The sequence below is a fragment of the Staphylococcus caprae genome (assembly GCF_002902725.1).
GTDB classification, from domain to species: Bacteria; Bacillota; Bacilli; order Staphylococcales; family Staphylococcaceae; genus Staphylococcus; species Staphylococcus caprae.
On the sequence record NZ_PPRT01000034.1, the window covers coordinates 1 to 25438 of the forward strand.

Here is a 25438-nt window from a genome sequence, read left to right on the forward strand (position 1 = left end):
AAATAACGCATTATTACAAAAATAGCCCTTAAAATGAACTTTTAAATACACTCACTTTATGGGCTATTATTTATGTGTAATAATCTTACGCTATCATTTTTTGTCGGAAAGAAATTAATTTTCATTTTCTCATTTATTATTCAACTATATCGATAAGTTCTGATAAATCACTTATTTCAAAATGTGGTTGAATATCAGTTTGATTTATTTTATTCCGTTTATTAAACCAACATGTTGCAATATTTGCATTTAATCCTCCCATAATATCAGAAGTCAATGAATCCCCAACTATCATTGATTGTTCCCTTTCATTTTCTCCGATTTTTTCGAAAATGTAATCAAAAAACTCAGGCATAGGTTTTTGATAACCTGTTTGTTCCGAAATAAAAATCCCATCAAATATCTCATTAAAATTTGTCTGTGCAATTCGACGCTGCTGCGTTATTGTCACTCCATTAGTAACAATATATAAACAGTGATTGTGTTGAAGCTGTTCGATTGTTTGAATAGTATGATCAAAAAATTTTAAAGGTGCTTTGGCTAATTCGTCTCGAAATATTTCATCAGCTTCTTTACCATTAACTTCAATTTGATAGTCTTTAAAATAATTGATAAATCTGTGTGATAACACTTGTTCTTTAGTTAATTTATTTTGTTGAAAAGCTTCCCAATGCGCTTGATTGACCTTTCGAAAATGTAGAAAATCTTTTTCACTAGGAAAATGGTGATACTGATGTGCCATATTATAAAAAGCCTTCTCCTCAGCATCAAAAAAATCTACAATTGTATCATCAAAATCTAAGAATATATTTTTATATGTCATTACTACTTCTCCTAGTCCAAATATGATTAAAGTAATTCATATATTTCATATTATCAAATATTTTTACATTAAAAAAAGACCAGAGCGCTTGCCCTGGTCCATTTATATATTAAGAAAATTAGAATCCGAATACTTTACCTAATAAGCTGATTCCATTTTCTGCAATTCCTACGATGCTTGTACCTAATTTTGCCCAGTCTTGGTCTTGTCCTGCTTTAACTGCATTTGCAATTGCGTCTGCTAATTTTGTCATGAAAATCTCTCCCTAACTTTTAATAAGATTGATAATTTAGCGTGAAAATTAACCGCCAAATACTTTGCTTAATAAACCAATACCATTTTCAGCGATACCAACGATACTAGTTCCTAATTTTGACCAATCGTGATCTTGTCCTGCTTTTACTGTATTTGCGATTGCTTCTGCTAATTTTTCCATTCTTATCTCTCCCTTTAGTAATTGATTATTATAATATTTGTAATTTGTTTAACTTAGAATCCGAATACTTTACCTAATAAGCTGATTCCGTTTTCTGCGATTCCTACGATGCTAGTTCCTAATTTTGCCCAATCGTGGTCTTGTCCTGCTTTTACTGCATTTGAAATTGCTTCTGCTAATTTTGTCATGAAAATTTCTCCCTTTCTTTATTTAAATTTATTTATTATCCACCGAATACTTTAGTAAGTAAGTTAACACCATTTTCTACGATATCTACAATGCTTGTACCTAATTTAGTCCAATCGTGATCTTGTCCTGCTTTTACTACGTTTGCGATTGCGTCCGCTAATTTTTCCATGTTAATCTCTCCTTAATATTTGTATTAATATTTAAAAATTAAGCACCGATTAATTTAGAAATAACACTTACACCGTTTTGAACGATGTCTACGATGCTTGTACCTAATTTAGTCCAATCGTGGTTAATACCAGCATCTACAGTATTTTTAATTGCGTCGAATAATTTTTCCATTACAAACACTCCTTATAGTATATTAGAATAATGCGTGAGTTAATTAATTTAAAACGATGAATGAACTTGTGTTGTTTGTTTATCTATCGTTTTGTTACTTATACTATAAAGCCCATATGGCACAATTTGTTCATATTTTCTTAAGACGGCAATTAAAGGTCATAACTGTCGAATGTAAACGTTTACACAACAGTTTGGCATTCATCACTGTATTGTTTGCAATTTAATTGTTAAAAATTCCTTGCACCTTTACAATTAATTAACATTTAAGGATAAAATGCACTACTATAGTGAAAAATATAAACATTTTTTATAAGTCAGCTATTGCTAAAAGCCTCCTGTTTAGATATAATAATTCTTGTGTTAAAAAATGTCCTGGTAGCTCAGCTGGATAGAGCAATGGCCTTCTAAGCCATCGGTCGGGGGTTCGAATCCCTCCCAGGACGCTAATAACCTAAAGTTAAACACTTTTCGACATTGAGAACTCCGTAACGACGGAGTTCTTTTTATTTTGTCTATTAATAGCACACTATATAATACAAACCTAAACTGCACCAAGACTTCACCAAAAATGTTGTGAAACAAAATTAGTTCCTACCATTGTATGTTTGATTTTTTGAGGTATAAATAAAAAACCACGCCTTTTAGTGACGTGGTTAATAATTGAAGTACAATTATGATATTTCTATTCCATATAATACATAAAATTTATTTTTGTAAAATCTTTCCTTTGTTAGCGACTATTATTCCATTTTCAGGTACATCTTCAATAACTAAAGCCATCGCTCCAATTTTAGCATTATCTCCAATTGTCACATCCCCAATTATAGTCGCTCCAGCACCAATTAACACATTATCCTTAATTACTGGTGTTCCACCTTTTGAATTGCCTCCAATAGTTACGTTTTGGAGTATCTTACAGTTTTTTCCGATAACTGTTCTTTCATGTATAACACAACCTAAACCACTGTGAGCGAATTTAGTACCTTTTCCAATTTTAACGCTTTTAGGTATATCAGTTGAAAACAATGCTCTGTTAAACCATTGCATAACTCTAGGTACGATTGGAACTTTCTTCTGATATAATTTTGTTGTTAAATGAATCGATTTGTTCATTAATGACATATTTTTCTTCTCCTCGAACAATAAAAGTGTATTACAGACTATAATTATAATACACTATTTACTTTTCATTTTATATGTATAAATATATGCAGTCTGAGATATAGTCTTTGATACGCTCCCTCCAAAGTGACATTTAAAAATGAAAACTTTAAAGGAATCACTTCGATTTAATATCTCAGCCTCTTTAAACATATAGGAAGTATATATAGATGAATTGAAGTTGCACATATATCAAGCTCCTATCGATTCTAGTCATCTTTGCTGGTGGGTCTTCAACATAGAAAATTTCTTTTTAAAGAAATTTTGCAAACAATGCAAATTGAATGAGGGATAACGAAAATAATTTTGCTAAATTATATTTCTGTGTCACTCCCTTACCATGCTTAACTGTTTAAATAACTATCTTAACTGTATCGATAACTTTATTTTCTCTATTTCTAAAGTTTAGTTTTGCTTGCTTATTCGTATCATCAATAAGCAGTTCGGCAAATGTCTCTTCTATATTACTTCGTGATTGTGAAATACTACCTGGATTAATGACGTGAATTCCACCAATATTTTCATATTTAGCTATATGAGTATGTCCATAAAATGCAAATTGACAAGCGAGAGATTTAGCCTTTTCAGCAAGTTTCATGCGTGTGCGATTAACATCATAAAAATGACCATGTGTATAAAAAGCTTTAATACCGCTATTTTCAATTATTTCTTCCTCAGGAAACTCAGGATAAAAATCACAATTGCCTTTTACTCTATGATATAAACTTAATTCCGTATCATCATATTGAAATTGAGAATCTCCTAGATGAAGAAATACATCTGCGTCTTTGTGCGCTTCAAACACTTCATATAGAATCCCTGCTTCATTATGATTATCACTCACTATAATCCATTTAGACATGGTTCTCACCTTCTAAGTATGCATTCAACTTTTGAATCGCATTACTTCTGTGACTTATTTTACTTTTTTCTTCATTAGATATTTCTGCCATAGTACGATCTTTATCAGGTACAAAGAAAACGGGATCATACCCGAAGCCATTCTCTCCTCTTCTTTCACGAGTTATCTCACCAGAAACTGTTCCTTTAAACGTTTTGGTTTCTTCACCTGGGGCACTCATGCTAATAACACAAACAAATTGCGCACGACGGTCGGACTCATTTTCCAAATTAGATAATAACTTATCAATATTGGCATCGTCGCTCTTATCTAAACCTGCATAACGTGCGGAATATACACCAGGCTCCCCATCAAGTGCGAAGACTTCAAGACCACTATCATCAGCAATCACTCGTTTATTAAGTACTTTAGCCACTGCTTCTGACTTTAATATTGCATTCTCTTCAAACGTCGTACCAGTTTCTTCCACATCGAAGTCTTGAATCAGTTCAGAAATACCAATCACGTGATCATCTTTAAATATCGCTTTAAAGTCATTAATTTTACCTTGGTTGTTTGTAGCAATGACAATATCTTCCATAGTCATCGGTTCCCCCTTTATCTAGTTATCTAAAGTAATTCGTTCAACATGTACATTCATCTTTAGCCATTCAGCAATAATGTTCTCAATGTGTGTCGTATCTCCAGTAGCGAAGAAACGGTGTTTTGGATGTTCAGTATAACTTGCATGTTCGTTACTGAATGTTAATAATGCGCTCACTTCACGTGCCGTTTCTAGTCCAGAAGAAATAACAGTTTTTGTACCGTCAAAGTAATCATAAATTGGTTTATAAAGTAATGGATAATGCGTACATCCTAATATGACTGTATCCGCATCACTATTTCTCCATTGTTTCAATGTTTGGTGAATGACAATACTTGTAATCGTTGGGTCGTTGTATCTCATTTGTTCAACTAATGGAACGAAGCCTGGACAAGCAACACCGTATACATTCACATTGGGATTAATCTTTTTAATATGTGTACGATATGCTTCAGATTTAATTGTACCTTCCGTACCTAATACTAATACATTTTGATTTTTGGTCGTCATAATGGCTGTTCTTGCACCAGGTTCAATAACGCCAATAACAGGGATAGGCAGTAATTTTTGTAAATGTTCCAATGCGACGGCAGTTGCAGTATTGCATGCAATCACTAACATTTTGATATTAAACTCCATTAATTTTTGAGCTATTTCAGTAGTAAACTGTTTCACTTCTTCACCGGGTCTAGGACCATATGGACATCGGCCGATATCACCAAGATAATATATCGTTTCGTTAGGTAATTGTCTCATTATCTCTTTAGCTACCGTTAAGCCTCCTACACCGGAGTCAATAACACCTATAGGTTTATTCATATGTCTTCATCCTTATTTTTTCAGTTAACTTTCATTTTATCACAATGGACTTTCGCTGTTGATTATTACGATTTTTGCTTCAATATTTATTTTTTAAAATAACCGCAATATCGATGAATGTTATTTTTAATCATTCAATCTTTCAAGCCTTTATTTTCAAAATTAAATAAAAATACAAAAAACGACTAAGACTTGATAGCCTTAGCCGTTACATTATATATATTAATCTACTTTGTGATCAGAACCGAAGAATGATTTAAACATATGGAATGAAGTTTCTCGGTTTAATGCTGCAATTGAAGTTGTTAAAGGAATACCTTTAGGACAAGCATTCACACAGTTTTGAGAGTTACCACATTCTTGTAAACCACCTGTGCTCATTAATGCATCTAAACGTTCATCCTTAGTCATTGAACCAGTTGGATGTAAGTCGAATAGACGTACTTGTGAAATCGCTTGAGCACCTACGAATTTATTATTAGGTGTTACGTTTGGACATACTTCCAAGCAAACACCACAAGTCATACATTTAGATAATTCATATGCTGTTTGACGTTTTTTCTCTGGCATACGTGGTCCTGGTCCTAAATCATAAGTACCATCGATTGGGATCCAAGCTTTCATACGTTTTAAGTTGTCAAACATTCTTGAACGGTCTACTTGTAAGTCACGAATCACTGGGAATGTGCTCATTGGTTCTAAACGAATAGGTTGTTCTAATTGATCAACGATGGCAGAACATGATTGTCTCGCACGACCATTGATTACCATTGAACAAGCACCACATACTTCTTCAAGACAGTTCATATCCCAAGTTACTGGTGTTGTTTTTTCACCTTTTGCATTCACTGGGTTACGTCTGATTTCCATTAAACAAGCGATAACATTTAAATTTTCTTTATATGGAATTTCAAATGTTTCTTCGTATGGTTTAGATTCATTATTGTCTTGACGTTTAATAATTAATTTAACCGTTTTTTGTTTAGGTTGTTGATTCTTTTCTTCTGTTTGTTGATTACCTTGAGTGTCTGGAGTATTTTTTACTGATTGTTCAGCCATTATTTTTTACCTCCTTTAGACTTACTAGTGTAATCACGTTTACGTGGTGGGATTAAACTTACATCTACTGGCTCGTAAGTAAATTCTGGTTTTTCAGTTCTACCTTTGTAATGAGCCATTGTAGTTTTTAACCATTCATCATCGTTACGATCTGGGAATTCTGGTTTGTAGTGAGCACCACGAGATTCATTACGGTTGTAAGCCCCAATAGTAATAACACGTGCTAATACTAGCATATTCCATAATTGACGCGTGAAGAATACTGCTTGGTTACTCCAAGTTTGTGTATCTTCCATATCGATATCTTCATAGCGTTTCATTAATTCTTGAATTTTCTGATCTGTTTCTAATAATTTATCATTTTCACGTACTACTGTTACGTTGGCTGTCATAATTTCACCTAGTTCACGGTGAAGTTTATACGCATTTTCAGTACCACGCATATTTAACAATTTATCGAATCGTTCTTGTTCTTCTTTTACGCGTTTTTCGTAGATACTTTCATCTAATTCAGTATAAGATGTCTCAATATCTTGAACATATTTGATCGCATTTGGTCCAGCTACAGTACCACCATAAATTGCTGATAGTAATGAGTTGGCACCTAAACGGTTACCACCATGTTGAGAGAAATCACATTCACCAGCTGCGAATAAACCTTTGATATTCGTCATTTGATCATAGTCAACATATAATCCGCCCATTGAGTAGTGAACCGCTGGGAAAATTTTCATTGGTACTTTACGTGGATCGTCACCAGTGAATTTTTCATAAATCTCAATGATACCACCTAATTTAACATCTAATTCATGTGGATCTTTGTGAGATAAATCAAGGTATACCATGTTCTCGCCATTGATACCTAATTTTTGGTTAATACATACATCAAAGATTTCACGTGTGGCAATATCACGAGGTACTAAGTTACCGTAATCTGGATATTTCTCTTCTAAGAAGTACCATGGTTTACCATCTTTATATGTCCAAATACGTCCACCTTCACCACGAGCTGATTCACTCATCAGACGTAATTTGTCATCACCAGGAATAGCTGTTGGGTGGATTTGGATAAACTCACCATTTGCATAAATTGCACCTTGTTGGTAAACAATTGATGCAGCTGAACCTGTATTAATCATTGAGTTCGTTGTTTTACCGAAGATGATACCAGGGCCACCTGTTGCCATGATAACGGCATCAGAACCAAATGATTTAATTTCTGATGTTGTCATATTTTGAGCAACGATACCTCTTGCAGCATCTTCATCATCTTTAACGATACCTAGGAATTCCCAGCCTTCGTATTTCGTTACTAATCCATCTACTTCAAAAGAACGAACTTGTTCGTCAAGTGCATATAATAATTGTTGCCCTGTCGTAGCACCTGCGAATGCTGTTCTGTGGTAAAGCGTACCACCGAAACGTCTAAAGTCTAATAAACCTTCGTTTGTTCTACTGAACATAACGCCCATTCTATCTAATAAATGGATAATTTTCGGTGCCGCTTCAGCCATCGCTTTTACTGGTGGTTGGTTAGCTAAGAAGTCTCCCCCATAAACAGTGTCATCGAAGTGAATCCACGGAGAATCTCCTTCACCTTTCGTATTAACCGCACCATTGATGCCCCCTTGGGCACAAACAGAGTGCGAACGTTTTACAGGCACTAATGAGAATAAATCTACATGCGCACCTTGCTCTGCCGCTTTAATTGTTGACATCAGACCGGCAAGCCCTCCACCGACAACAATAACTTTTTTCTCTGCCATAGAAATGTCACTCCCCTGATATTATAAATCTAAGACTTAAGTTGAAATGTTTCTCAATTACATAAACGCGATAATAGCTGATACACCGATATATGAAACCACTAAGAATACAATTAATGAAATCCAAGTGAATACACGTTGAGATTTCTTAGATTGTAAAAAGCCCCACGTCACACAGAATGACCATAAACCATTTGCGAAGTGGAATACCACAGCAATAATACAAATGATATAGAAAATTGCCCATAATGGATTTTTCAATGTTTCATGCATCATATTGTAATCTACTGCTTTACCGAAAAATGCTTTCTGTAAGCGTGTTTGCCATAAGTGCATTGCAATAAATACGAACGCTAAAATACCACTAACACGTTGGAAAAAGAACATCCAGTTTCTGAATAAAGAATAATGTCCGATGTTTTCCTTAGCAGTAAATGCAATATGTAGTCCAAATAAACCATGGTATAACAATGGAATGTAGATAAGTACAAATTCAACCACTAAAAGAAATGGTAATGATTCCATAAAACCAGATGCTTTATTGAAAGCTTCTGCGCCTTGTGTTGCTTGATGGTTTACCAATAGGTGAACAATTAAAAATGCACCGATTGGGATAATACCTAATAACGAATGAAGTCGTCTAAGGTAAAATTCGTTTTTTGATTGAGCCAAAAGGAGTCCCCCCTGTGAAACAAATAATTAAATTTGCTAATTCCCCCAAAATTGTATGCAATATGCCCCGAAATTCCATATAAAAGACTAGCATACATTTACTTCTTTATTTTGTACTTGCACGCCAAAACATCACAAAGAAAGTAAATGAGTTATGAATCCACACACAAGTATTGCTTAAAAAAGTAAAAGGCTAGTGATTTAATAGAATTCTTTAATAAAGATGTGACGACTCATGGCTGTTGTTATCAATACCTAATTGATAACACTTCTCATTTAGAAAACGCTTCCACACAACCTTAAAAAAATTAGCTTTTTGTTAACCATATTGTAACATTATTTCTAGTATTTTTGGGCATGAGAATAATTCTCACACCCATTTTTTTAAATTTTTACTTATTTTGTAGGGCTTGTTGTAGGTTTTTCGCAACTTTTTCTGGTAAACCAGATTTTTTTAAATCATCTAAGCTGGCTTCTTTCATCTTCTTAATAGAGCCAAATGTTCTTAAAAGTGTAGTTTTTCTCTTGGAGCCGATACCATCTACATCATCCAATACTGATTTGAGTCCAGTTTTTTGTCTAGTTTGTCTATGAAATGTAATTGCAAAACGGTGTACCTCATCTTGTATTCGATGAAGTAAATAAAACGCTTGGCTATTTTTCTTTAATGGAACAACTTCTGCACTTGCACCATAGAGTAATTCTGATGTTTGGTGTTTATCATTCTTTTGGAGACCAGCGACAGGAATATCTAATCCTAATTCATTTTCAAGGACATCCATTACCCCATTCATATGACCTTTACCACCATCAACAATAATTAAATCTGGTAATGGAAGACCTTCATTTAATACACGCGTGTATCGACGTCGAACAACTTCGCGCATTGACTTATAATCATCAGGGCCTTCTACTGTTTTAATCTTATATTTACGGTAGCCTTTCTTATCTGGTTTACCATCTACGAATGTAACCATCGCAGAAACTGGATCCACGCCTTGAATATTAGAATTATCAAAAGCTTCTATTCTAATAGGTGTTTGAATTCCCATACGTTCACCTAATTCTTCAATCGCTTTTACTGTACGAGATTCATCTCTCGCAATCAATTCAAATTTATTCTCTAATTGGACCTCGGCATTATGATTGGCTAAATCAATCATTTCTTTTTTGCTACCACGAGATGGTTGAACAATTTTGGTATCAACCACTGATTTAATAATATCTTTATCAAGATTTTTCGGTACATGAACTTCTTTCGGAAGGATATGTTGATTGAGACTATAAAATTGACCAATAAATGTATAGAACTCTTCTTCTTCCGTCTGCTGAATGGGTATCATCGTTGCATCGCGTTTAATCATATTTCCCTGTCTGATAAAGAATACTTGGACACACATCCAACCTTTGGACACGCTATAACCAAAGACATCTCTAATCGTATTATCCGTAGACATAATTTTTTGTTTCTTAGTTAAATTATGAATATGTTGAATCATATCACGATACTCTTTCGCTTGTTCGAAATCGAGAGATTCACTCGCTTTAGTCATTTTATCTTCGAGATTATTAATAATGGTTTTATCTTCACCATTTAGAAAGTCCGTAATTTCTTTAGTCATTTGAGCGTAGACATTTAAATCAACATCATACACACATGGACCCATACATTGCCCAATATGATAATATAGGCATAATTTATCCGGCATATTATCACATTTTCTAAATGGATAAATACGGTCTAGTAATTTTTTAGTCTCTTGTGCCGAATAAGCATTGGGATAAGGTCCAAAATATTTCCCTGTCCCTTTCTTTACCGTACGAGTCACTATAAGACGCGGATGCTTCTCTTTTGTAATCTTAATAAATGGATAACTTTTATCGTCTTTAAGTAATATATTGTATCGTGGCTGATACTGTTTAATTAAGTTTAGTTCCAATAACAACGACTCTGTTTCACTAGACGTGACGATAAACTCGAAATTTCTTATTTCACTTACGAGTCGGGTTGTTTTAGCATCGTGCGCACCAGTAAAGTAAGAACGTAGTCGGTTTCTTAACTTTTTCGCTTTCCCCACATAAATAACCTGAGCATTTCTATCCTTCATTAAATAGCAACCAGGTTCTAAAGGTACGACATTGAGTTTTTCTTTAATTTTCTTTTGATAATCCTCCAATGGCCTCCTCCTTTCTTCAATTTTTTGAAAATAAATGTTCCAATAACATAATAAAGCTGGAGCATTTACTTAATGAAATGCCCCAGTCTTCAGTCATCTATTTCTTATAGGTGTTTATCTAATACTTCTGCTAAGTTTTCTTTAGGTTGGAAACCTACAACTTTATCAACTGGTTGACCATCTTTAAATACGATTAAAGTTGGAATACTCATTACTTCGTATTTCGCAGCAGTTGATGGGTTTTCATCAACATCTAATTTTAAAATATCAGCTTTACCATCATAGTCCCCAGCTAATTCTTCTAAAACTGGAGCGATCATTTTACAAGGTCCACACCAAGTAGCCCAGAAATCTACTAATTTAACGCCAGATTCAATTTTTGTATCGAAATCAGAATCAGTTACTTTTACGATTGCCATAAATGCCAATCCTCCTTAATTTTTCAATGATGAGCAAATTATAACAGACTTTAAGCGTAACTGCATTGCTATTGCTCAATTAAAGTATTGTTATCGTTTTGCTCTATCATATCATTTTTAATTATCAATAATACTGCGTTCATTGTACGTTATTTTCTCAAAAAATCAAATGCAGTGCTCTCTCAAAATCAACAACACTTTATTTAAGTTCTGCTACAGTAACACCAAATCCACCTTCACTTGGCATACCACCTCTAAAGTTGCTTACACTTTTATGTTTTTTTAAGTGCTGTTGCACACCTTTTTGAAGTGCGCCGGTACCTTTACCATGTATTATATAGACTTGCTCGTAATTACTTAACACTGCTTGATCGAGGTATTGATCCAATTCCGTTAACGCTTCTTCATAACGATAACCTCTTAGATCAAGTTCAGTTTTGATCGTTTGTCTATTTTGGCGAGTGACCATTTTCGTCGGTTTTTCTTTTTTCTTCTTCGTTTTCTCTAAATCTTCAATAGGTAATTTCATTTTAATAATACCCATTTGTACTACTGCTTCATCTTCGCCTACGAGTTCTAGCACTTCCCCTTTTTGACCATAGGATAGTACTTTCACTTCATCACCAGCGTTGATCTTATCGTATTTCTTCTTCTGAACATTTTGTTTAATTGATTTTTCTTCATATTGTTCATCCAATTGCTTTTTCTTATCAATTAATTCATGTTCTTTAACCTCAACGCCTTTATTATCCCTTAAATCTCTTAATTCTTTAAGAATTGAGTCCGCTTCTTTAGTTGCTGATTTCACGCGTTGATTTGCTTTTTCCTTAGATTCGTCCATTAATGATTTTTCGTAATTTTGGTATTGCTGATATTGTTTTGATAGTGCATCGTGCGTTTCTTGAGCTTCACGTACAAGTCGATCTAACTCAATTCTTTGTTCATCCACACGTTTAGAATTTCTCTCCAATGATTCAATCATTGAATTGATTTCTTGTTCATCTGTACCAATCATTGTCTTCGCTTTATTAATGATGTTGAGGCTGAGACCTAACTTTTTAGAAATATCGAATGCATTAGAACGTCCAGGTACACCCATCAATAGTTTATAGGTCGGACTTAACGTATCCACATCAAATTCAACACTCGCGTTCATCACACCTTCACGATTGTAACTATAAGCTTTCAATTCAGGATAATGTGTTGTCGCCATGACAAGTGATCCTAAGTTGCGAACGTAATCGAGTATACTCATTGCTAAGGCAGCACCTTCACTCGGATCTGTTCCAGCTCCTAATTCATCAAATAATATTAAGCTATTTTTATCTGCTTCATGTAAGATCTCGACTATATTTTTCATATGAGAAGAAAATGTTGATAGTGACTGTTCTATCGACTGTTCATCGCCAATATCGCAGTACACATTTTCGAAAACACTTAACTGACTGCCATCTAAAGTAGGTACTAATAACCCTGATTGCGCCATCACAATAATAAGCCCTAGCGTTTTGAGTGTAACTGTTTTACCACCTGTATTCGGTCCAGTAATAATGACCGTTTCCACATCATCAATAAATTCAATCGTGTTCGCAACGACTGTTTCCTTATTTAATAATGGATGAAACGCATTAGGTAAATAAACCGTTCGTTCCTTTTTAAAAGTAGGTTTCGTCCCCTTAATTGAACGTGCATAGCGCGCTTTAGCCGTTAAGAAATCGATTTGGCCCATCACTGATTCAGCAATGAGTAACGCATCAGCCTCTGCAGCTACTTGCCCAGTCAGTTCAGTAAGAATTCGTTCTCGTTCTACCGCCTCATCATTACGTAAACGGCTGATTTGATTATTCATTTCAACTACAGAACTCGGTTCGATGTAAAGTGTCTGTCCAGAAGCTGATTGATCATGAACAATACCATTGAAATCTTGACGATATTCCGCTTTGACAGGAATCACATTGCGATCATTTCTAACTGTTACAATCGCATCAGATAATTTCTTTTGATTACTTTGACTTTTAACAATACGGTCTAAATTTTGACGAATGCGTTGATTTGTACTAGAAATTTTACTTCTAATTCCCTGTAATGCATAACTTGCATGATCAAATAAATCATATGTGTCACATTTATCTTTAATTTCTTGGAATAAATCACTCAATACAGGTAGCTGATTCATTTTTTCGTCTAAAATAGGATACTTTACTTCTTCATCTTCTTCTAAAAGTTGGTTATAGAATGTCTTGAATTGATTTTGTACTTGAATCAATCGTTTAATCACATTGAGTTCTGTGACATTCAGTACGCCACCAATATTCGCTCTATGAATGAGTGGTGAGACCTTTGCTAGGCCACTCAAACTTGGTAAACGATGTTTATTGTAGATTTGAGAAATTTCATCGGTTTCATTAATTTGAAATTCTACCGTATCAAAATCTGTCGCCGGAGCCATTTGCTCTACCTTTTCACGACCTAAATCACTTATCGTTTCTTCAGCGACGAATGATTTAATTTTATCGAATTCCAAGACATCTAATGTTTTCTGTCTCATGCAATCCCTCTATTTCTTCAATTTAATATTATTTTCAATGAATGATTTAAACGCTTCTCGTGATAACGTATTAATCACTCTATCTTTTTTAACAAAACCTTTTTGTGCAGTCGCAACCCCATATTTCATAAATTCCAAATGATTCGTATGATGAGCGTCCGTATTGATAGTTAACTTCACATTTGGGTATTTACGTACCGTTTCAGCATTTAGATCTAAACGCTTAGGGTTCGCATTTATTTCTAAAATGGTATGAGTTTCCTCAGCAAGTTGCATCAATTTCTCTATATTAGGTTCATAACCAGGACGTCGTCCAATAATTCGGCCTGTTGGATGAGCGATATGACGAACATATGGATTTCTACATGCCGTTTCTAATCGTTTCATAATTTCTTCTTCAGATTGATTAAAACTTTGGTGAATCGCGGCAATAACATAATCAAGTTGTTTTAGAACGTCATCTTCATAATCTAATGAACCATCTGGCAAAATATCCATTTCCGTACCAGAATATATATCAATGTCTTTATATTCTTCATTTAACTTTTTAATTTCTTCATTTTGGCGTAGAAGACGCTCAACCTGTAATCCATTTGCAACTTTTAAACTTTGAGAGTGGTCTGTAATAACCATAAACTGATAACCTTTAGCAATATTTGCCTCAATCATATCTCTAATTGAAAAAGCCCCATCACTATAGGTTGTATGCATATGAATATCACCATTAATATCATTTAATTGAATGATATCGCTTAAATCTTTATCAAATTCACTACCATCTTCACGCATCGCTAGTGCAATCCAATTCACATTAAAGTGTTGATATATTTCTTCTTCACTCTGGTACTGTAATAAATTTCCATCCGCTTGTTCAATTCCGTATTCACTTACTTTTTCATTACGTTCCTTAGCTAATTGACGGATACGGATATTGTGATCTTTTGAACCAGTGAAATGTTGAAGCGTATGATAAAAAGCTTCAGGTTCTATCAATCTGAAGTCTACACCAATCGTCTCATCGTCATATGATAACTCTAAAGACACCTTCGTATCTCCTACCGCCACTTCTTTTATTTTATTTGGAATTTCAAGCAATTGTTGTTGTACCTTTTCAGGAGCGCGCGTGCTAATAATAAAATCTAAATCCTTACTCATTTCTTTGTAACGTCTAAAACTACCCGCTGAAGAATAATTATCAACATCATCCAATTGTTTAATAAATTCAATGATTTCATTGTTTAATCCTCTCATTTGGTCAATCGGGTAGCGTTCTTTTTTAGCGCCTAGAGCTTTAACCGCTTCTAAAATGTTTTGTTCTGTTTTCTTAGCGAATCCACTTAATTCACTTACTTTCCCCTCTTCACAAGCCTTTTGTAAACTTGCTTTATCAGTAATATGAAGCTCTTTATATAATTTAGCTATTTTCTTACTACCTAAGCCTTGAATCTTCAATAATGGGACTAAACCTTCAGGCACTTCCTTTTGTAGTTCTTCTAGAGCTGTAGATTGACCTGTTTCTCTATATTCATTAATAACGTCCCCCACGCCTTTACCAATACCTTTAAGCTCTGTAACATCCTCAATTTCATCCAGTGGACGTTCATCAATTTCTAAACTTTGTGCTGCCTTTCTATATGCAGATACTTTAAAGGTATTTTCACCTTTTAATTCCATATAAGTTGCTATTTTCTCTAATAATTGAATTACATCTTTTTTAGTCATATACATCTCTCCATAAAAAGAAGACCAGGACACAACATCAAAGTTCGCTCTTGTCCTGACCTCATATCATAGTTTATAAATTTAAAATAAAATGCGATACAAACGGCATATTTAAAATCCATCGTTTACATAATAGTGATTGTGAAATTTGGTTCTGTATAAACGTATCTGGATACAGAGAAATTAAATAAAGTCCAATTTGAATGACAATCAAACTCATTAATATCCCTAAGATCACTCCCATTATACGACTTACTAAATGTAGTTTCTTATACGCCACTATCTTATCAAATGTAACAATAATTAGATACAAAATAAGCTTGACTAAAATCACTAATAAAATAAAAGCGACGATATTTTCAAACCTTTGTTGCAATGAATTAAAATGAATTGCATACTCTGTGTCGTAGGCAACTGTTTTAGGAAACGGTAAAAAAACAATCAGCCTCTTTGCAATAGGTTGATAGAATTGATATGCAATCCATAATGATACAATTGAAGAAATAAAATGTAATGTCGACAACCAAATGCCTCTTCGAAAACCAATCACCATGAAATAAGCAATAATGATAATAACGATGAAATCGAAAATCATCTATTCTTCACTTTGTTTTAATTGATTGATTTCTTGTTGTAATCGACGATTTTCTTCTTCTAGTAAAACCTTTTCATGCATAATATTTACTGCTGTTAAAATCGATTTGCGTGTTGTATCTAAGCCTGCTGATTTTTGACCTAACTCTTGCATCTTCTCATCTACAAGATGTGCAACATAACGGATATGTTCAGGACTATCTTCGCCAATAATTGTGAAATGTTTATCGTTAATCGTAACATTTATTCTATTTTTAAATTCACCCATATTTAATTGCTCCTGACCTTATATTTAAATGATTTTAACTTTCTTTAGTTGACTTCTCAAAGAGGTTCGAACATCACCGTTTATCATGACCTCATATGAGATATGTACTTTTTTACTTATCAACACACATTATACATGAGAGTATTTAATTATGTAAGTAGCTGTTAACAAAACATTGAAACGACCAACTCGTGTTGATGATGTAATCTAAAATTAAGTTGTTTGGCTTAAATGTTTTCATTAGTAAAATTTGATAAAATGTAGAAATACGTAGTTAAAAGTGAGGATTGAAAAATGGGAAATGTCGTTCATAAATTAACACAAAACGAAATTCAAAATTTAATGTCTAAAATACAATTTGAAACGAGCAATTTGCCTCAAGGAATGAAAGCAAGAACGAAACATCAAAACACAACGATTAACATTTATAACTCAGGTAAAGTGATGTTTCAGGGGAAAAGTGCTGAAACAGTAGCGCTACAATTGTTGCCAAATGATGCTTCAGCTACTCCGACAGCTTCAACTAAGCCATCAACTAACGTTTCATCTACTATTAAATACAATACACATAATTGCATTGGCAGTGACGAAGCCGGTAGTGGCGATTACTTTGGGCCTTTAACTGTCTGTGCTGCCTATGTTTCAGAAAAAAACGCTCAAGTATTAAAGACACTTGGTGTCGATGATTCGAAAAAATTAACCGATACTAAAATTGTAGAAATTGCAGAGCAATTAATTACATTTATTCCTCACTCATTGCTTACACTTGATAACGTTAAATATAACGAACGTCAAAAAATGGGCTGGTCACAAGTTAAAATGAAAGCAGTTCTACATAATGAAGCAATTAAAAATGTTACTCAAAAAATTGAAATCGAAGACTTAGATTATATCGTTATTGACCAATTTGCTAAACGAGAAGTGTATCAACATTATGCTCTATCTGAACTACCGTTTCCTAAAAAGACTAAGTTCGAGACGAAAGGTGAATCTAAATCTTTAGCTATTGCAGCCGCAAGTATTATTTCTCGCTATGCTTTCGTAAAACATATGGATCATATCACACGCCAAATTAAAATGGACGTTCCAAAAGGCGCAAGTAATAAAGTAGATTTATTTGCAGCAAAGGTCATACAAAAGTATGGAATCGGTCAACTAGATGCCATTTCTAAAAAGCATTTTAAAAATCGAGACAAAGCACTCGCTTTAATTGATAAAAAATATAATTAAACAGATAAAAGCTGAGATATCACTCGATATCTCAGCTTTTTAACATATTGGCAGTGATAACTGAACTGAAAGTGCACTTATATCATGCTTCTTTCAATTCTAGTCATTACGCTCCAATTATCTAATTGTTGCACCTTGTTGTTGAAGTGCTTCTAAAATTTTATCGTGTACAGCAGTGACACGTTCATCTGTAAGTGTATTTTCTGTATCTAAATAACTCAATCTAATCGCAACTGATTTCTTACCTTCTTCTAAATGTTCACCTTCGTAAACATCAAATACCAACGTATCGTTTAAGATATCTTCACCATTTTCATGAATTGTAGATAATAGTTCAGATGCTGGGACTTCATGATTCACTTCTAAGGCAATATCTCGAGTGACACCTGGGAATCTAGGAATAGGTTCATAATTGATATAACCTACAGAAACGTTCATTATTGCATCATAGTTAAGTTCAAACACATACGTACGTTTTAAATCATTGTCTGCCGCTAATGTTGGATGTAATTCTCCGATAAATCCAATATCCTCGCCATTTAAAGAAACGATGGCAGTTCTACCTGGGTGTAATCCATTGATTTTACCTGCGCGATAATCAAATTTGAGGTTTAGTTTTTCAGCAACACGGTCCACGACACCTTTAGCTAAGTAAAAATCAACAGTTTCTTTCTTACCTTGCCAAGCATGATTCACATATTGACCTGTTAAGATACCACTTAAGTATTCAACTTCATCAGGTAATTCTCCTTCTCCATTACCAAAGAAGACACGACCAATTTCATATAATTTTACGTCTGTATTTTTACGAGCAACATTATATGCTACAGCTTCAATTAAATGTGGTAAAAGACTTTGTCTCAAGGTAGAATGCGCTTCACTCATTGGCATCAATAGTTCTATAGTTGAACGATCTTGTAATGCAAAATCTTTAGCATGGTCTTTAGATACTAATGAATATGTGATGGCTTGATCAAGACCCGCACCTTCTAATGTGTCTTTAACAGTACGTGTTTTATACTGACGGTCCGTAAGAGATCCACTCGTTACATCATCGAAGACTGGAAGTGTAGACGGAATATTATCGTAACCGTAAATACGTGCAACTTCCTCAATTAAATCTTCTTTAATTGAGATATCTTTACGACGTGACGGCACATTCACTATCAATTGACCATCTTTATTTTCAGTGTCAAAACCGAGTTGTTCAAAGATATTAACAATATCTTCATCACTTAGACTAAATCCAATTGTTTGATTAACCTTGTCAGCAGTAATTTCAATTGGAGTAACAAATGAACCTAAATCGCCAGCTGATACTCTATCGCTTAGGACTGTACCAGAAGCATACGTTTCTAGTAAATAACAAGCTCTGTCTACAGCTTCATCTACAAATTCTGTTGCTATACCCTTTTCAAAGCGACTTGAAGATTCGCTTCTTAAATTTAAACGACGTGATGTATGACGAATTGATACTGGGTCAAAAATGGCACCTTCTACCACAACATTACGTGTTTGGTCCGTTACTTCAGAGAAGTCTCCGCCCATCACACCACCTAAAGCAATCGGTTCACGACCATTAGTAATAACGATGTCCGTATTTAGAAGTTGACGCTCTACATCATCTAATGTTGTCATCTTCTCATCTTCATTCGCTTGTCGTACTTCTATCATTTTTGAACCGATTTGATCTTGATCAAACATATGAAGAGGTTGACCATATTCTAATAATACATAATTAGAAATATCTACTACATTATTAATTGGTCGAATGCCTGCTTTCATTAAACGTGCTTGCATCCAGATTGGTGATGGTGCAATTGTGACATCATGAACAACTCTTGCACTATAATAAGGTACTTTGTCCTCATTTTTAACGGAAACTGATAATTCATCTTTCGCAGAAATATTACTTTCTTGACTAGAAGTTTGAGGTTTCGTCATGTCCGTTTGATATAATGCAGCAACTTCATATGCTGTACCTACCATGCTTAACGCATCCGCACGGTTAGGTGTTAAATCAAATTCCATAACTTGATCATTAAGATATAACGCTTCAAGTGCATCTGTACCTGGTGTGACTTCTGTAGGGAAGACGAAAATGCCATTTTCAAATGCTTTTGGCGTCACATGACTTGAAATACCAATTTCTTGTAAAGAACAAATCATACCTTCAGAACGTTCGCCACGTAACTTCGCTCGTTTAATTTTAACGCCACCTGGTAAACGGCCACCTACTTTTGCGACAATCACATATTGACCTTCGTCAACATTTGGCGCACCACATACAATTTGAACTGGTTCGTCCTCACCTAAATCAACCTGGCAAATATTTAATTTGTCGGCATCTGGGTGTGGGGATTTTGAAACGACATGACCGACAACTAAATTTTTAATATCTTTTGTATAATCAATAATATCGTCTACTTCGATACCAGTTCTTGTAATTTTTTCCGCTAAATCTTGAACTGATTGGTTTACATCTACATAATCTTTTAACCATTCATTTGAAATCAACATTACTGGTCACCTCTATCTTCTACTGCTTTAAATTGATCTAAGAAACGTACATCATTTGTGTAGAAATGACGAATATCTTCAATACCATATTTCAACATTGCAATACGATCTGGACCCATACCGAAAGCAAATCCTGAATATTCATTAGAATCAAATCCTGCCATTTCGAGTACATTAGGGTGTACCATTCCTGCACCTAAAATTTCAATCCAACCGGTATGCTTACATACGTTACATCCTTTTCCTTTACATTTAAAACAAGAAATGTCTACTTCAACAGAAGGTTCTGTGAATGGGAAATAACTTGGGCGCAAACGAATTTCGCGTTCTGGACCAAAAAGTTTTTTCGCAAGTAGGTCTAATGTCCCTTTCAAGTCACTCATTTTAATATTTTTATCGACGACTAATCCTTCAATTTGTGTAAATTGGTGACTATGCGTCGCATCATCTGAGTCACGGCGATACACTTTACCTGGACAAATAATTTTAACCGGACCTTTGCCTTCACGTTTTTCCATTGTTCTCGCTTGAACTGGAGACGTATGTGTACGCATTAAAATTTCTTCAGTAATGTAAAAACTGTCTTGCATATCTCTTGCAGGATGAGATTTAGGCAAATTCAAAGCTTCAAAATTGTAATAATCTTGTTCAACTTCATAACCATCAACAATTTCATAACCTAAACCGAGGAATAAATCTTCAATTTCTTCGACCGTTCTTGTTAATGGATGTTTTGAGCCAATTTCAATATGTCGACTAGGTAAAGTCACATCAATAGTTTCTTCTGCAAGTTGTTGATTTAATTTTTCTTCTTTAAGTATATTTTGTCTTTCATCTAATTCATTTTGAATCGTTTGACGTAGTTCATTCACTTTTTGTCCGTAAGCAGGCTTTTCTTCATTAGGTAAATCTTTCATATTCTTCATTAATCCACTTACAGAGCCCTTTTTACCTAAATACTTAACCTTCACATCTTGTAATGCACGTTCATCATTAGCTTCATTAATATCGACAAGCGCTTGTTGTTTTAACTCAGCCATCGTATCATTTTGAGTCATGACCAAACTCCTCCTTTTTAAATGCCACTTTTCAATTTTGATTTCGGAAAATAAAACACTCAAACTTCAACATCAAAAAAAGCTTCCACCCCAAATCAAACTGGGACGAAAGCTTTCCGTGGTACCACCCAAATTTATGCATAAGCATACACTTGTAAATCTATTGATAACGGAATGACAATTCCGACTTAAATTTCTTTAAGTAACCAAAAAGATGAAAAAAATTATTTCAGGTTGGAATAACTTTCAGTCGCGGTCATTCTCCCTTGGCAACCCTTTAAATAATTTACGTCTTTTTATTGGCAGTTCATTTAGTTGTTTAAGTGATGTTCAAATTGATGATGATTGCTTTAATTCTTATAAATTTCATTCATTATTATAGCCGAACTTTGAACATAGGGTCAACCTTTCAACTGATATAACAGTATACTTCCAGCAATAGCTACATTTAAACTTTCCGCTTTACCGTAAATTGGAATAATTAAATTTTTCGTTGTTTGTTGTAACAATTCCTGATTAACCCCTTCGCCTTCATTGCCTAATAGCAAAGCGAAAGTTGATTGAGCTTCTATTTCTTTAAAGCTCACCGCATTTTCAAGTGCAGTACCGTAAACCGGCCCATCAAAATTGTTCATGTAGTTCGCCAAATCTTCCGTTACAACTGGAATATGGAAGATGCTTCCTTGACTTGCACGCATGACTTTATCTTGATAAGGATCAGCAGTGCCCTTTTCCATTACAATTAAATCTAAACCTGCAGCATCAGCCGTACGAATGAGCGTGCCTAAGTTACCTGGATCTTGAATACGATCAATTAATAACACTTGTTGTGCTTTCGATACATCATATTGTGGTTTGTCAATTACTGCAAAGAAACCTTGTGGCGTAACAGTACCTGAGAGCGCCTCAGCAACTTTCATATTAATTTCATACGTTTCATTCGCATAGTTTAAAAGCGCCTCATCAGTTCTATCTGGTTCTATAACAAATAATTGTTGAATCGTAATGCCGCTTTGCTGAGCCTCTTCAATAAGATGAATACCTTCAATCAAAGCCTGTCCTGTTTTATCACGGTCGCGTTTCTTTTTTAATTTATTGGCATTTTTTATTTTATTATTTTGAGCAGACGTAATTTGTTCCATTATATAGATTCTCCAACTCTTAAAGTGATGTATATATTGTAATTCAATTTGAGCGGATTTCAAACCTTACATTCATTCTATTATCAACTCAATGGTAAAAAATAAAAGCAAATCGGGAGCCTATTCAATTGGAATGACTGCATCGACTTGCTTCATAGGATTGCATTTAATATTTTGAAAATAAGTGTATGTAATTTAAGCTATAACTTGAACTATATACATACTCATTTAAATGATTACTTAAAATATTGATACCCTATATCGTATTTTTTCACGACATTTTCATGAATTGGACTCGTAGCATCTGCAGATTGATGACGCACATTTTTGTGCGCTTTCTTGAATACGTCAGATTTCAACCAGTCTGTAAATGCTTGTTCAGATTCCCATAAAGTTAAGATTTTCACTTCATCAAAGTCGTCTTGTTCTTGCGTTTTAGTAACAAACATTCCTTTGAAACCTTCTAATGTTTCAATGCCATGCCTTGTGTAGAACCTTTCTATAATACCTGGCGCTGTCCCTTTGTCTAATTTTAATTTGTTTTCTGCCATAAATTTCATGATGTTTTCCTCTTTTCTGTTAATTTATTTTGACTAATTTTGCGACCACAACGATTCTTCCAGATGTTTGATTATAAGCATCCTCGCATGTTGAAAAGGTCACTAACTTATCTTGATCACTGACTTGAACATGAGATTGAATCACTGATTTTTGTTTTGTTTTATTTATAAATTGTTGAAACTCTGAGCTTGATGCGAAATCTGTTTGAATATAATTATCTTTGGTCGTAGTTTGATACGCACTAAATACTTGCAGCTTATATTTACCATATTTCGTATCATATTGAATGTCTTGATGACGATGATAATATTCTTGCTTTAAATATTTTTCTAGAACATCAAACATCGTGTCATCACCCATATGATGACCATAAATAATTGTATTTAAGTTTGGATTCTTCACAGAATTCCTATAATCCATGAAAATACTGCCCTTACGACTCTTCACATGTTCGAAATCCTGCCTCAAATATTCATGATTTGTTTTACCTTGTAGCACAGGGTAATTTAACGTAGTCCCTTTAAGCTGAATCCAACCCACAATATCTTTATTAATTGCTTCTAATTTATTAAATTGAGGTCTTGTTTCACTTTTAGAAGTTAAAGACTCAAATTGAAATTCCTTCTGAAGTTCAGCGTAGCGCTTAGCTGAAGCCTTATCTTCAAGATACGTTTTGACTAATTGGTAACTAAAAACAATGATGACAACAATTAATATGATTTGAACGATTCTTATGATTTTAGTCACTTGATGGTGTCACCCTTTTTCTACAAATAATCATGCCACATTCATCATCCTGAATAATTTTAGTGTCTATTTGGTACATTTCTTTTAAAATCTTTTCATTAATTACTTGGCTTGGTTCACCTTGTGCAAGCACCCCATCGGTACTCAAACATATGACTTCATCACTGTACTCAATCGCTTGATTAATATCATGAAGTACCATAATAAATGTGATATTATAGCGTTCCTTCAAAAGTCGAATTGTATCTAGAACTTGATATTGATAATGAATATCTAAATACGTCGTTGGTTCATCTAGTAATATGTATTGTGGCTCCTGAACGAGAGCTGTAGCCAGAAATACTCTTTGAGCTTCTCCACCTGACAAAGTAATTAACTTTTTATGTTGTAGATGTTCCAAATTTAATTGTTGAATAGTATGTTGAATAATCCTTTCTTTATGTTGATCTCTATTCAACACACTTCCATAACTATAACGACCTAATTCAATATATTCTCTCACTGTAAAACCTTCAGGAATTTTCATCGTTTGGTGAACCGTTGCGAGTTCATGTGCCAACGCCTTTTTACTAAACTTTTTCAAATCCTGTTGATTAAGATAGATTACTCCAGACGAAGGTTTCAAATTACGAGAAAGTATTTTCAATAATGTTGATTTACCGCAACCGTTGGGGCCTATAATTGAAGTGATGGCATTTGAGCTAAATGTTAATGAAAGATTTTTAATGATTTCCGATTCATTCTTATATTGAAAATGAAGTCCCTCAGTATGCATCATTAACCGCTCCTTTACAAATGAGATAAATTAATACAGGACCTCCAATTAACATCATGATGACATTAGCCGGTATTTCAAGAGGCGGATGAATCGTTCTACCTAGTAAGTCAGTCATTACTACAAACCATGCGCCTATAATTATGGATAGTGGAAGGACTTGCTTATAATTTGCGCCTATAAGTTTCCTTACAATATGAGGAATGATTAAACCGACAAATGCAAGTGGACCGACAATCGAAGACGATGCACTTGCTAGAAATACTGCAACCATTCCAACTATTAATCGATATTTCGTAATATGGAAACCTAAATTATTCGCTTGTTTCTCCTCTAAAGCTAATAAATTTACCTTAGACATTAAAATGATTGTCATTGCTAAACCTATCACTGCTGAAAGCACAATCATTTTGACATCATTCCATGTTTTCATAGTGAAACCTTGAGGCATTTTCAAAAATGGATTCTGAGCAAATAAATCTAACAAACCAGTTAACATTGCAAACATGGCTACCCCAATCAATATCATTCGTGTCGGTAGCAGTTTAAACTTAACACTTAAAATGAACAACATTAAAAATGGTAGCATCCCTCCAACAAAACTAAGTAAAGGAATATAGAAAAAGAGTTGCGGTGCAAGTAATAATAAAATCGTTCTCGCTACCAAAGCTCCGGAAGATACTCCGAGTAGTTGCGCTTCAGCCAAAGGGTTCTGTAATACTGCTTGTAGTAAAGCTCCGGAAGCTGACAACATGGCTCCTACACATAAGGCAATCAATATTCTAGGTAATCTTAAATCTATAATGGTATCTATATTCGATGCTTCCCCAGTTGAAAGCTTCTGAAGTATGTCTTTAAAATGGATTGGTATCGTTCCTATTACAAACGAAATATAGATGGTAATACAAAGTAAGATAAGTGAAATAATAACTAATATTCTAGGATGTTGTTGAAACATTATT

27 protein-coding genes and 1 tRNA gene are annotated in these 25438 nt (G+C 34.2%); 2 read left to right on the forward strand and 26 right to left on the reverse strand.

The genetic code is table 11. From position 1 onward, the window contains the following. Positions 1-136: 136 nt before the first annotated feature. The 6 genes from CD155_RS07395 to CD155_RS07420 all read right to left on the reverse strand — a co-directional run bounded on the left by CD155_RS07395 (position 137) and on the right by CD155_RS07420 (position 1790). Positions 137-823 (reverse strand): YjjG family noncanonical pyrimidine nucleotidase, encoded by a 687-nt coding sequence (locus tag CD155_RS07395; RefSeq protein ID WP_103212959.1) that lies wholly within the window; start codon positions 821-823, stop codon positions 137-139. Between the two features lie 118 nt (positions 824-941). Further along, positions 942-1076 carry a beta-class phenol-soluble modulin gene (locus CD155_RS07400; protein WP_002442402.1) on the reverse strand — a complete coding sequence of 45 codons (135 nt, stop codon included), beginning with the start codon at positions 1074-1076 and terminating at the stop codon, positions 942-944. A 48-nt stretch (positions 1077-1124) separates the two neighbouring features. Continuing rightward, positions 1125-1259 (reverse strand): beta-class phenol-soluble modulin, encoded by a 135-nt coding sequence (locus tag CD155_RS07405; protein ID WP_002442400.1) that lies wholly within the window; start codon positions 1257-1259, stop codon positions 1125-1127. Between the two features lie 53 nt (positions 1260-1312). Then, positions 1313-1447, reverse strand: coding sequence for a beta-class phenol-soluble modulin (locus CD155_RS07410; protein WP_002442398.1), 135 nt, complete (start codon positions 1445-1447; stop codon positions 1313-1315). Positions 1448-1482: 35 nt separating this feature from the next. Next, entirely contained in the window at positions 1483-1617 is a 135-nt protein-coding gene (locus CD155_RS07415; protein ID WP_002442396.1) for a beta-class phenol-soluble modulin, read from the reverse strand. A gap of 38 nt (positions 1618-1655) precedes the next feature. After that, complete coding sequence (locus CD155_RS07420) at positions 1656-1790, reverse strand: beta-class phenol-soluble modulin (protein WP_070831744.1); 135 nt, start codon at positions 1788-1790, stop codon at positions 1656-1658. 372 nt (positions 1791-2162) lie between these two features. Between CD155_RS07420 and CD155_RS07425 the strand changes: the two genes are divergently transcribed. Beyond that, a tRNA-Arg gene (locus CD155_RS07425) sits at positions 2163-2236 on the forward strand. Between the two features lie 262 nt (positions 2237-2498). On the opposite strand, the gene CD155_RS07430 is transcribed toward CD155_RS07425, so the two are convergent. From CD155_RS07430 to zapA, 13 genes are all read right to left on the reverse strand, one after another. Next, on the reverse strand, positions 2499-2915 hold the full coding sequence (locus tag CD155_RS07430) for a serine O-acetyltransferase (RefSeq protein WP_070831746.1): 417 nt from the start codon (positions 2913-2915) through the stop codon (positions 2499-2501). Between the two features lie 391 nt (positions 2916-3306). Further along, positions 3307-3816, reverse strand: coding sequence for a YfcE family phosphodiesterase (locus tag CD155_RS07435; RefSeq protein ID WP_002442266.1), 510 nt, complete (start codon positions 3814-3816; stop codon positions 3307-3309). Beyond that, positions 3809-4396: an XTP/dITP diphosphatase gene (locus CD155_RS07440; protein ID WP_103212989.1), complete on the reverse strand. Its 588-nt coding sequence runs from the start codon at positions 4394-4396 to the stop codon at positions 3809-3811. Before CD155_RS07440 ends, CD155_RS07435 begins: the two co-directional genes overlap by 8 nt. Before the next feature lie 21 nt (positions 4397-4417). Next, the gene (gene racE, locus CD155_RS07445; protein ID WP_002442262.1) at positions 4418-5218 is read right to left on the reverse strand and encodes a glutamate racemase; all 801 of its coding nucleotides are present in this window, start codon (positions 5216-5218) and stop codon (positions 4418-4420) included. Positions 5219-5440: 222 nt separating this feature from the next. Next, the gene (gene sdhB, locus CD155_RS07450; RefSeq protein ID WP_002442260.1) at positions 5441-6277 is read right to left on the reverse strand and encodes a succinate dehydrogenase iron-sulfur subunit; all 837 of its coding nucleotides are present in this window, start codon (positions 6275-6277) and stop codon (positions 5441-5443) included. Then, positions 6277-8043, reverse strand: a complete 1767-nt coding sequence (sdhA, locus tag CD155_RS07455; protein WP_002442258.1) for a succinate dehydrogenase flavoprotein subunit — start codon at positions 8041-8043, stop codon at positions 6277-6279. The genes sdhB and sdhA overlap by 1 nt, the downstream gene beginning before the upstream one ends. A gap of 57 nt (positions 8044-8100) precedes the next feature. Next, positions 8101-8715: a succinate dehydrogenase cytochrome b558 subunit gene (locus tag CD155_RS07460; protein ID WP_002442256.1), complete on the reverse strand. Its 615-nt coding sequence runs from the start codon at positions 8713-8715 to the stop codon at positions 8101-8103. A 392-nt stretch (positions 8716-9107) separates the two neighbouring features. Further along, a complete protein-coding gene (gene uvrC / locus CD155_RS07465) occupies positions 9108-10892 on the reverse strand; it encodes an excinuclease ABC subunit UvrC (RefSeq protein WP_002442255.1) in 1785 nt (594 codons plus the stop codon). Between the two features lie 104 nt (positions 10893-10996). Beyond that, on the reverse strand, positions 10997-11311 hold the full coding sequence (gene trxA, locus CD155_RS07470) for a thioredoxin (RefSeq protein ID WP_002435174.1): 315 nt from the start codon (positions 11309-11311) through the stop codon (positions 10997-10999). A 199-nt stretch (positions 11312-11510) separates the two neighbouring features. Then, the gene (locus CD155_RS07475; protein ID WP_103212960.1) at positions 11511-13859 is read right to left on the reverse strand and encodes an endonuclease MutS2; all 2349 of its coding nucleotides are present in this window, start codon (positions 13857-13859) and stop codon (positions 11511-11513) included. 9 nt (positions 13860-13868) lie between these two features. Next, entirely contained in the window at positions 13869-15581 is a 1713-nt protein-coding gene (gene polX, locus CD155_RS07480) for a DNA polymerase/3'-5' exonuclease PolX (protein WP_103212961.1), read from the reverse strand. Between the two features lie 73 nt (positions 15582-15654). Next, positions 15655-16176 carry a CvpA family protein gene (locus CD155_RS07485; RefSeq protein ID WP_002442248.1) on the reverse strand — a complete coding sequence of 174 codons (522 nt, stop codon included), beginning with the start codon at positions 16174-16176 and terminating at the stop codon, positions 15655-15657. Next, positions 16177-16443: a cell division protein ZapA gene (gene zapA / locus CD155_RS07490; protein ID WP_002442246.1), complete on the reverse strand. Its 267-nt coding sequence runs from the start codon at positions 16441-16443 to the stop codon at positions 16177-16179. It abuts the gene before it with no gap. 294 nt (positions 16444-16737) lie between these two features. Here zapA and rnhC point away from each other — a divergent pair, with 294 nt between their 5' ends. Then, positions 16738-17673, forward strand: a complete 936-nt coding sequence (gene rnhC / locus CD155_RS07495) for a ribonuclease HIII (protein WP_070872861.1) — start codon at positions 16738-16740, stop codon at positions 17671-17673. 117 nt (positions 17674-17790) lie between these two features. On the opposite strand, the gene pheT is transcribed toward rnhC, so the two are convergent. The 7 genes from pheT to CD155_RS07530 form a co-directional block, all read right to left on the reverse strand. Further along, positions 17791-20193 (reverse strand): phenylalanine--tRNA ligase subunit beta, encoded by a 2403-nt coding sequence (gene pheT, locus CD155_RS07500; protein WP_103212962.1) that lies wholly within the window; start codon positions 20191-20193, stop codon positions 17791-17793. Next, positions 20193-21251, reverse strand: coding sequence for a phenylalanine--tRNA ligase subunit alpha (gene pheS, locus CD155_RS07505; protein WP_002442238.1), 1059 nt, complete (start codon positions 21249-21251; stop codon positions 20193-20195). Before pheS ends, pheT begins: the two co-directional genes overlap by 1 nt. Positions 21252-21652: 401 nt before the next feature. Continuing rightward, on the reverse strand, positions 21653-22393 hold the full coding sequence (locus CD155_RS07510; RefSeq protein ID WP_103212963.1) for a TrmH family RNA methyltransferase: 741 nt from the start codon (positions 22391-22393) through the stop codon (positions 21653-21655). Between the two features lie 236 nt (positions 22394-22629). Beyond that, the gene (locus CD155_RS07515; RefSeq protein WP_103212964.1) at positions 22630-22953 is read right to left on the reverse strand and encodes an antibiotic biosynthesis monooxygenase; all 324 of its coding nucleotides are present in this window, start codon (positions 22951-22953) and stop codon (positions 22630-22632) included. A 19-nt stretch (positions 22954-22972) separates the two neighbouring features. After that, positions 22973-23701 (reverse strand): class B sortase, encoded by a 729-nt coding sequence (gene srtB / locus CD155_RS07520; RefSeq protein WP_103212965.1) that lies wholly within the window; start codon positions 23699-23701, stop codon positions 22973-22975. Continuing rightward, positions 23694-24476 (reverse strand): ABC transporter ATP-binding protein, encoded by a 783-nt coding sequence (locus CD155_RS07525; protein ID WP_103212966.1) that lies wholly within the window; start codon positions 24474-24476, stop codon positions 23694-23696. Before CD155_RS07525 ends, srtB begins: the two co-directional genes overlap by 8 nt. After that, on the reverse strand, positions 24466-25434 hold the full coding sequence (locus tag CD155_RS07530; protein ID WP_103212967.1) for a FecCD family ABC transporter permease: 969 nt from the start codon (positions 25432-25434) through the stop codon (positions 24466-24468). Before CD155_RS07530 ends, CD155_RS07525 begins: the two co-directional genes overlap by 11 nt. Positions 25435-25438: the final 4 nt, after the last annotated feature.

Coding starts and splice junctions, on each gene's coding strand:
- CD155_RS07395 (WP_103212959.1), bottom strand. CDS start 823: ATGACATATAAAAATATATTCTTAGATTTTGATGATACAATTGTAGAT.
- CD155_RS07400 (WP_002442402.1), bottom strand. CDS start 1,076: ATGACAAAATTAGCAGACGCAATTGCAAATGCAGTTAAAGCAGGACAA.
- CD155_RS07405 (WP_002442400.1), bottom strand. CDS start 1,259: ATGGAAAAATTAGCAGAAGCAATCGCAAATACAGTAAAAGCAGGACAA.
- CD155_RS07410 (WP_002442398.1), bottom strand. CDS start 1,447: ATGACAAAATTAGCAGAAGCAATTTCAAATGCAGTAAAAGCAGGACAA.
- CD155_RS07415 (WP_002442396.1), bottom strand. CDS start 1,617: ATGGAAAAATTAGCGGACGCAATCGCAAACGTAGTAAAAGCAGGACAA.
- CD155_RS07420 (WP_070831744.1), bottom strand. CDS start 1,790: ATGGAAAAATTATTCGACGCAATTAAAAATACTGTAGATGCTGGTATT.
- CD155_RS07430 (WP_070831746.1), bottom strand. CDS start 2,915: ATGTCATTAATGAACAAATCGATTCATTTAACAACAAAATTATATCAG.
- CD155_RS07435 (WP_002442266.1), bottom strand. CDS start 3,816: ATGTCTAAATGGATTATAGTGAGTGATAATCATAATGAAGCAGGGATT.
- CD155_RS07440 (WP_103212989.1), bottom strand. CDS start 4,396: ATGGAAGATATTGTCATTGCTACAAACAACCAAGGTAAAATTAATGAC.
- racE (WP_002442262.1), bottom strand. CDS start 5,218: ATGAATAAACCTATAGGTGTTATTGACTCCGGTGTAGGAGGCTTAACG.
- sdhB (WP_002442260.1), bottom strand. CDS start 6,277: ATGGCTGAACAATCAGTAAAAAATACTCCAGACACTCAAGGTAATCAA.
- sdhA (WP_002442258.1), bottom strand. CDS start 8,043: ATGGCAGAGAAAAAAGTTATTGTTGTCGGTGGAGGGCTTGCCGGTCTG.
- trxA (WP_002435174.1), bottom strand. CDS start 11,311: ATGGCAATCGTAAAAGTAACTGATTCTGATTTCGATACAAAAATTGAA.
- CD155_RS07475 (WP_103212960.1), bottom strand. CDS start 13,859: ATGAGACAGAAAACATTAGATGTCTTGGAATTCGATAAAATTAAATCA.
- polX (WP_103212961.1), bottom strand. CDS start 15,581: ATGACTAAAAAAGATGTAATTCAATTATTAGAGAAAATAGCAACTTAT.
- CD155_RS07485 (WP_002442248.1), bottom strand. CDS start 16,176: ATGATTTTCGATTTCATCGTTATTATCATTATTGCTTATTTCATGGTG.
- zapA (WP_002442246.1), bottom strand. CDS start 16,443: ATGGGTGAATTTAAAAATAGAATAAATGTTACGATTAACGATAAACAT.
- rnhC (WP_070872861.1), top strand. CDS start 16,738: ATGGGAAATGTCGTTCATAAATTAACACAAAACGAAATTCAAAATTTA.
- pheT (WP_103212962.1), bottom strand. CDS start 20,193: ATGTTGATTTCAAATGAATGGTTAAAAGATTATGTAGATGTAAACCAA.
- pheS (WP_002442238.1), bottom strand. CDS start 21,251: ATGACTCAAAATGATACGATGGCTGAGTTAAAACAACAAGCGCTTGTC.
- CD155_RS07510 (WP_103212963.1), bottom strand. CDS start 22,393: ATGGAACAAATTACGTCTGCTCAAAATAATAAAATAAAAAATGCCAAT.
- CD155_RS07515 (WP_103212964.1), bottom strand. CDS start 22,953: ATGAAATTTATGGCAGAAAACAAATTAAAATTAGACAAAGGGACAGCG.
- CD155_RS07525 (WP_103212966.1), bottom strand. CDS start 24,476: ATGCATACTGAGGGACTTCATTTTCAATATAAGAATGAATCGGAAATC.
- CD155_RS07530 (WP_103212967.1), bottom strand. CDS start 25,434: ATGTTTCAACAACATCCTAGAATATTAGTTATTATTTCACTTATCTTA.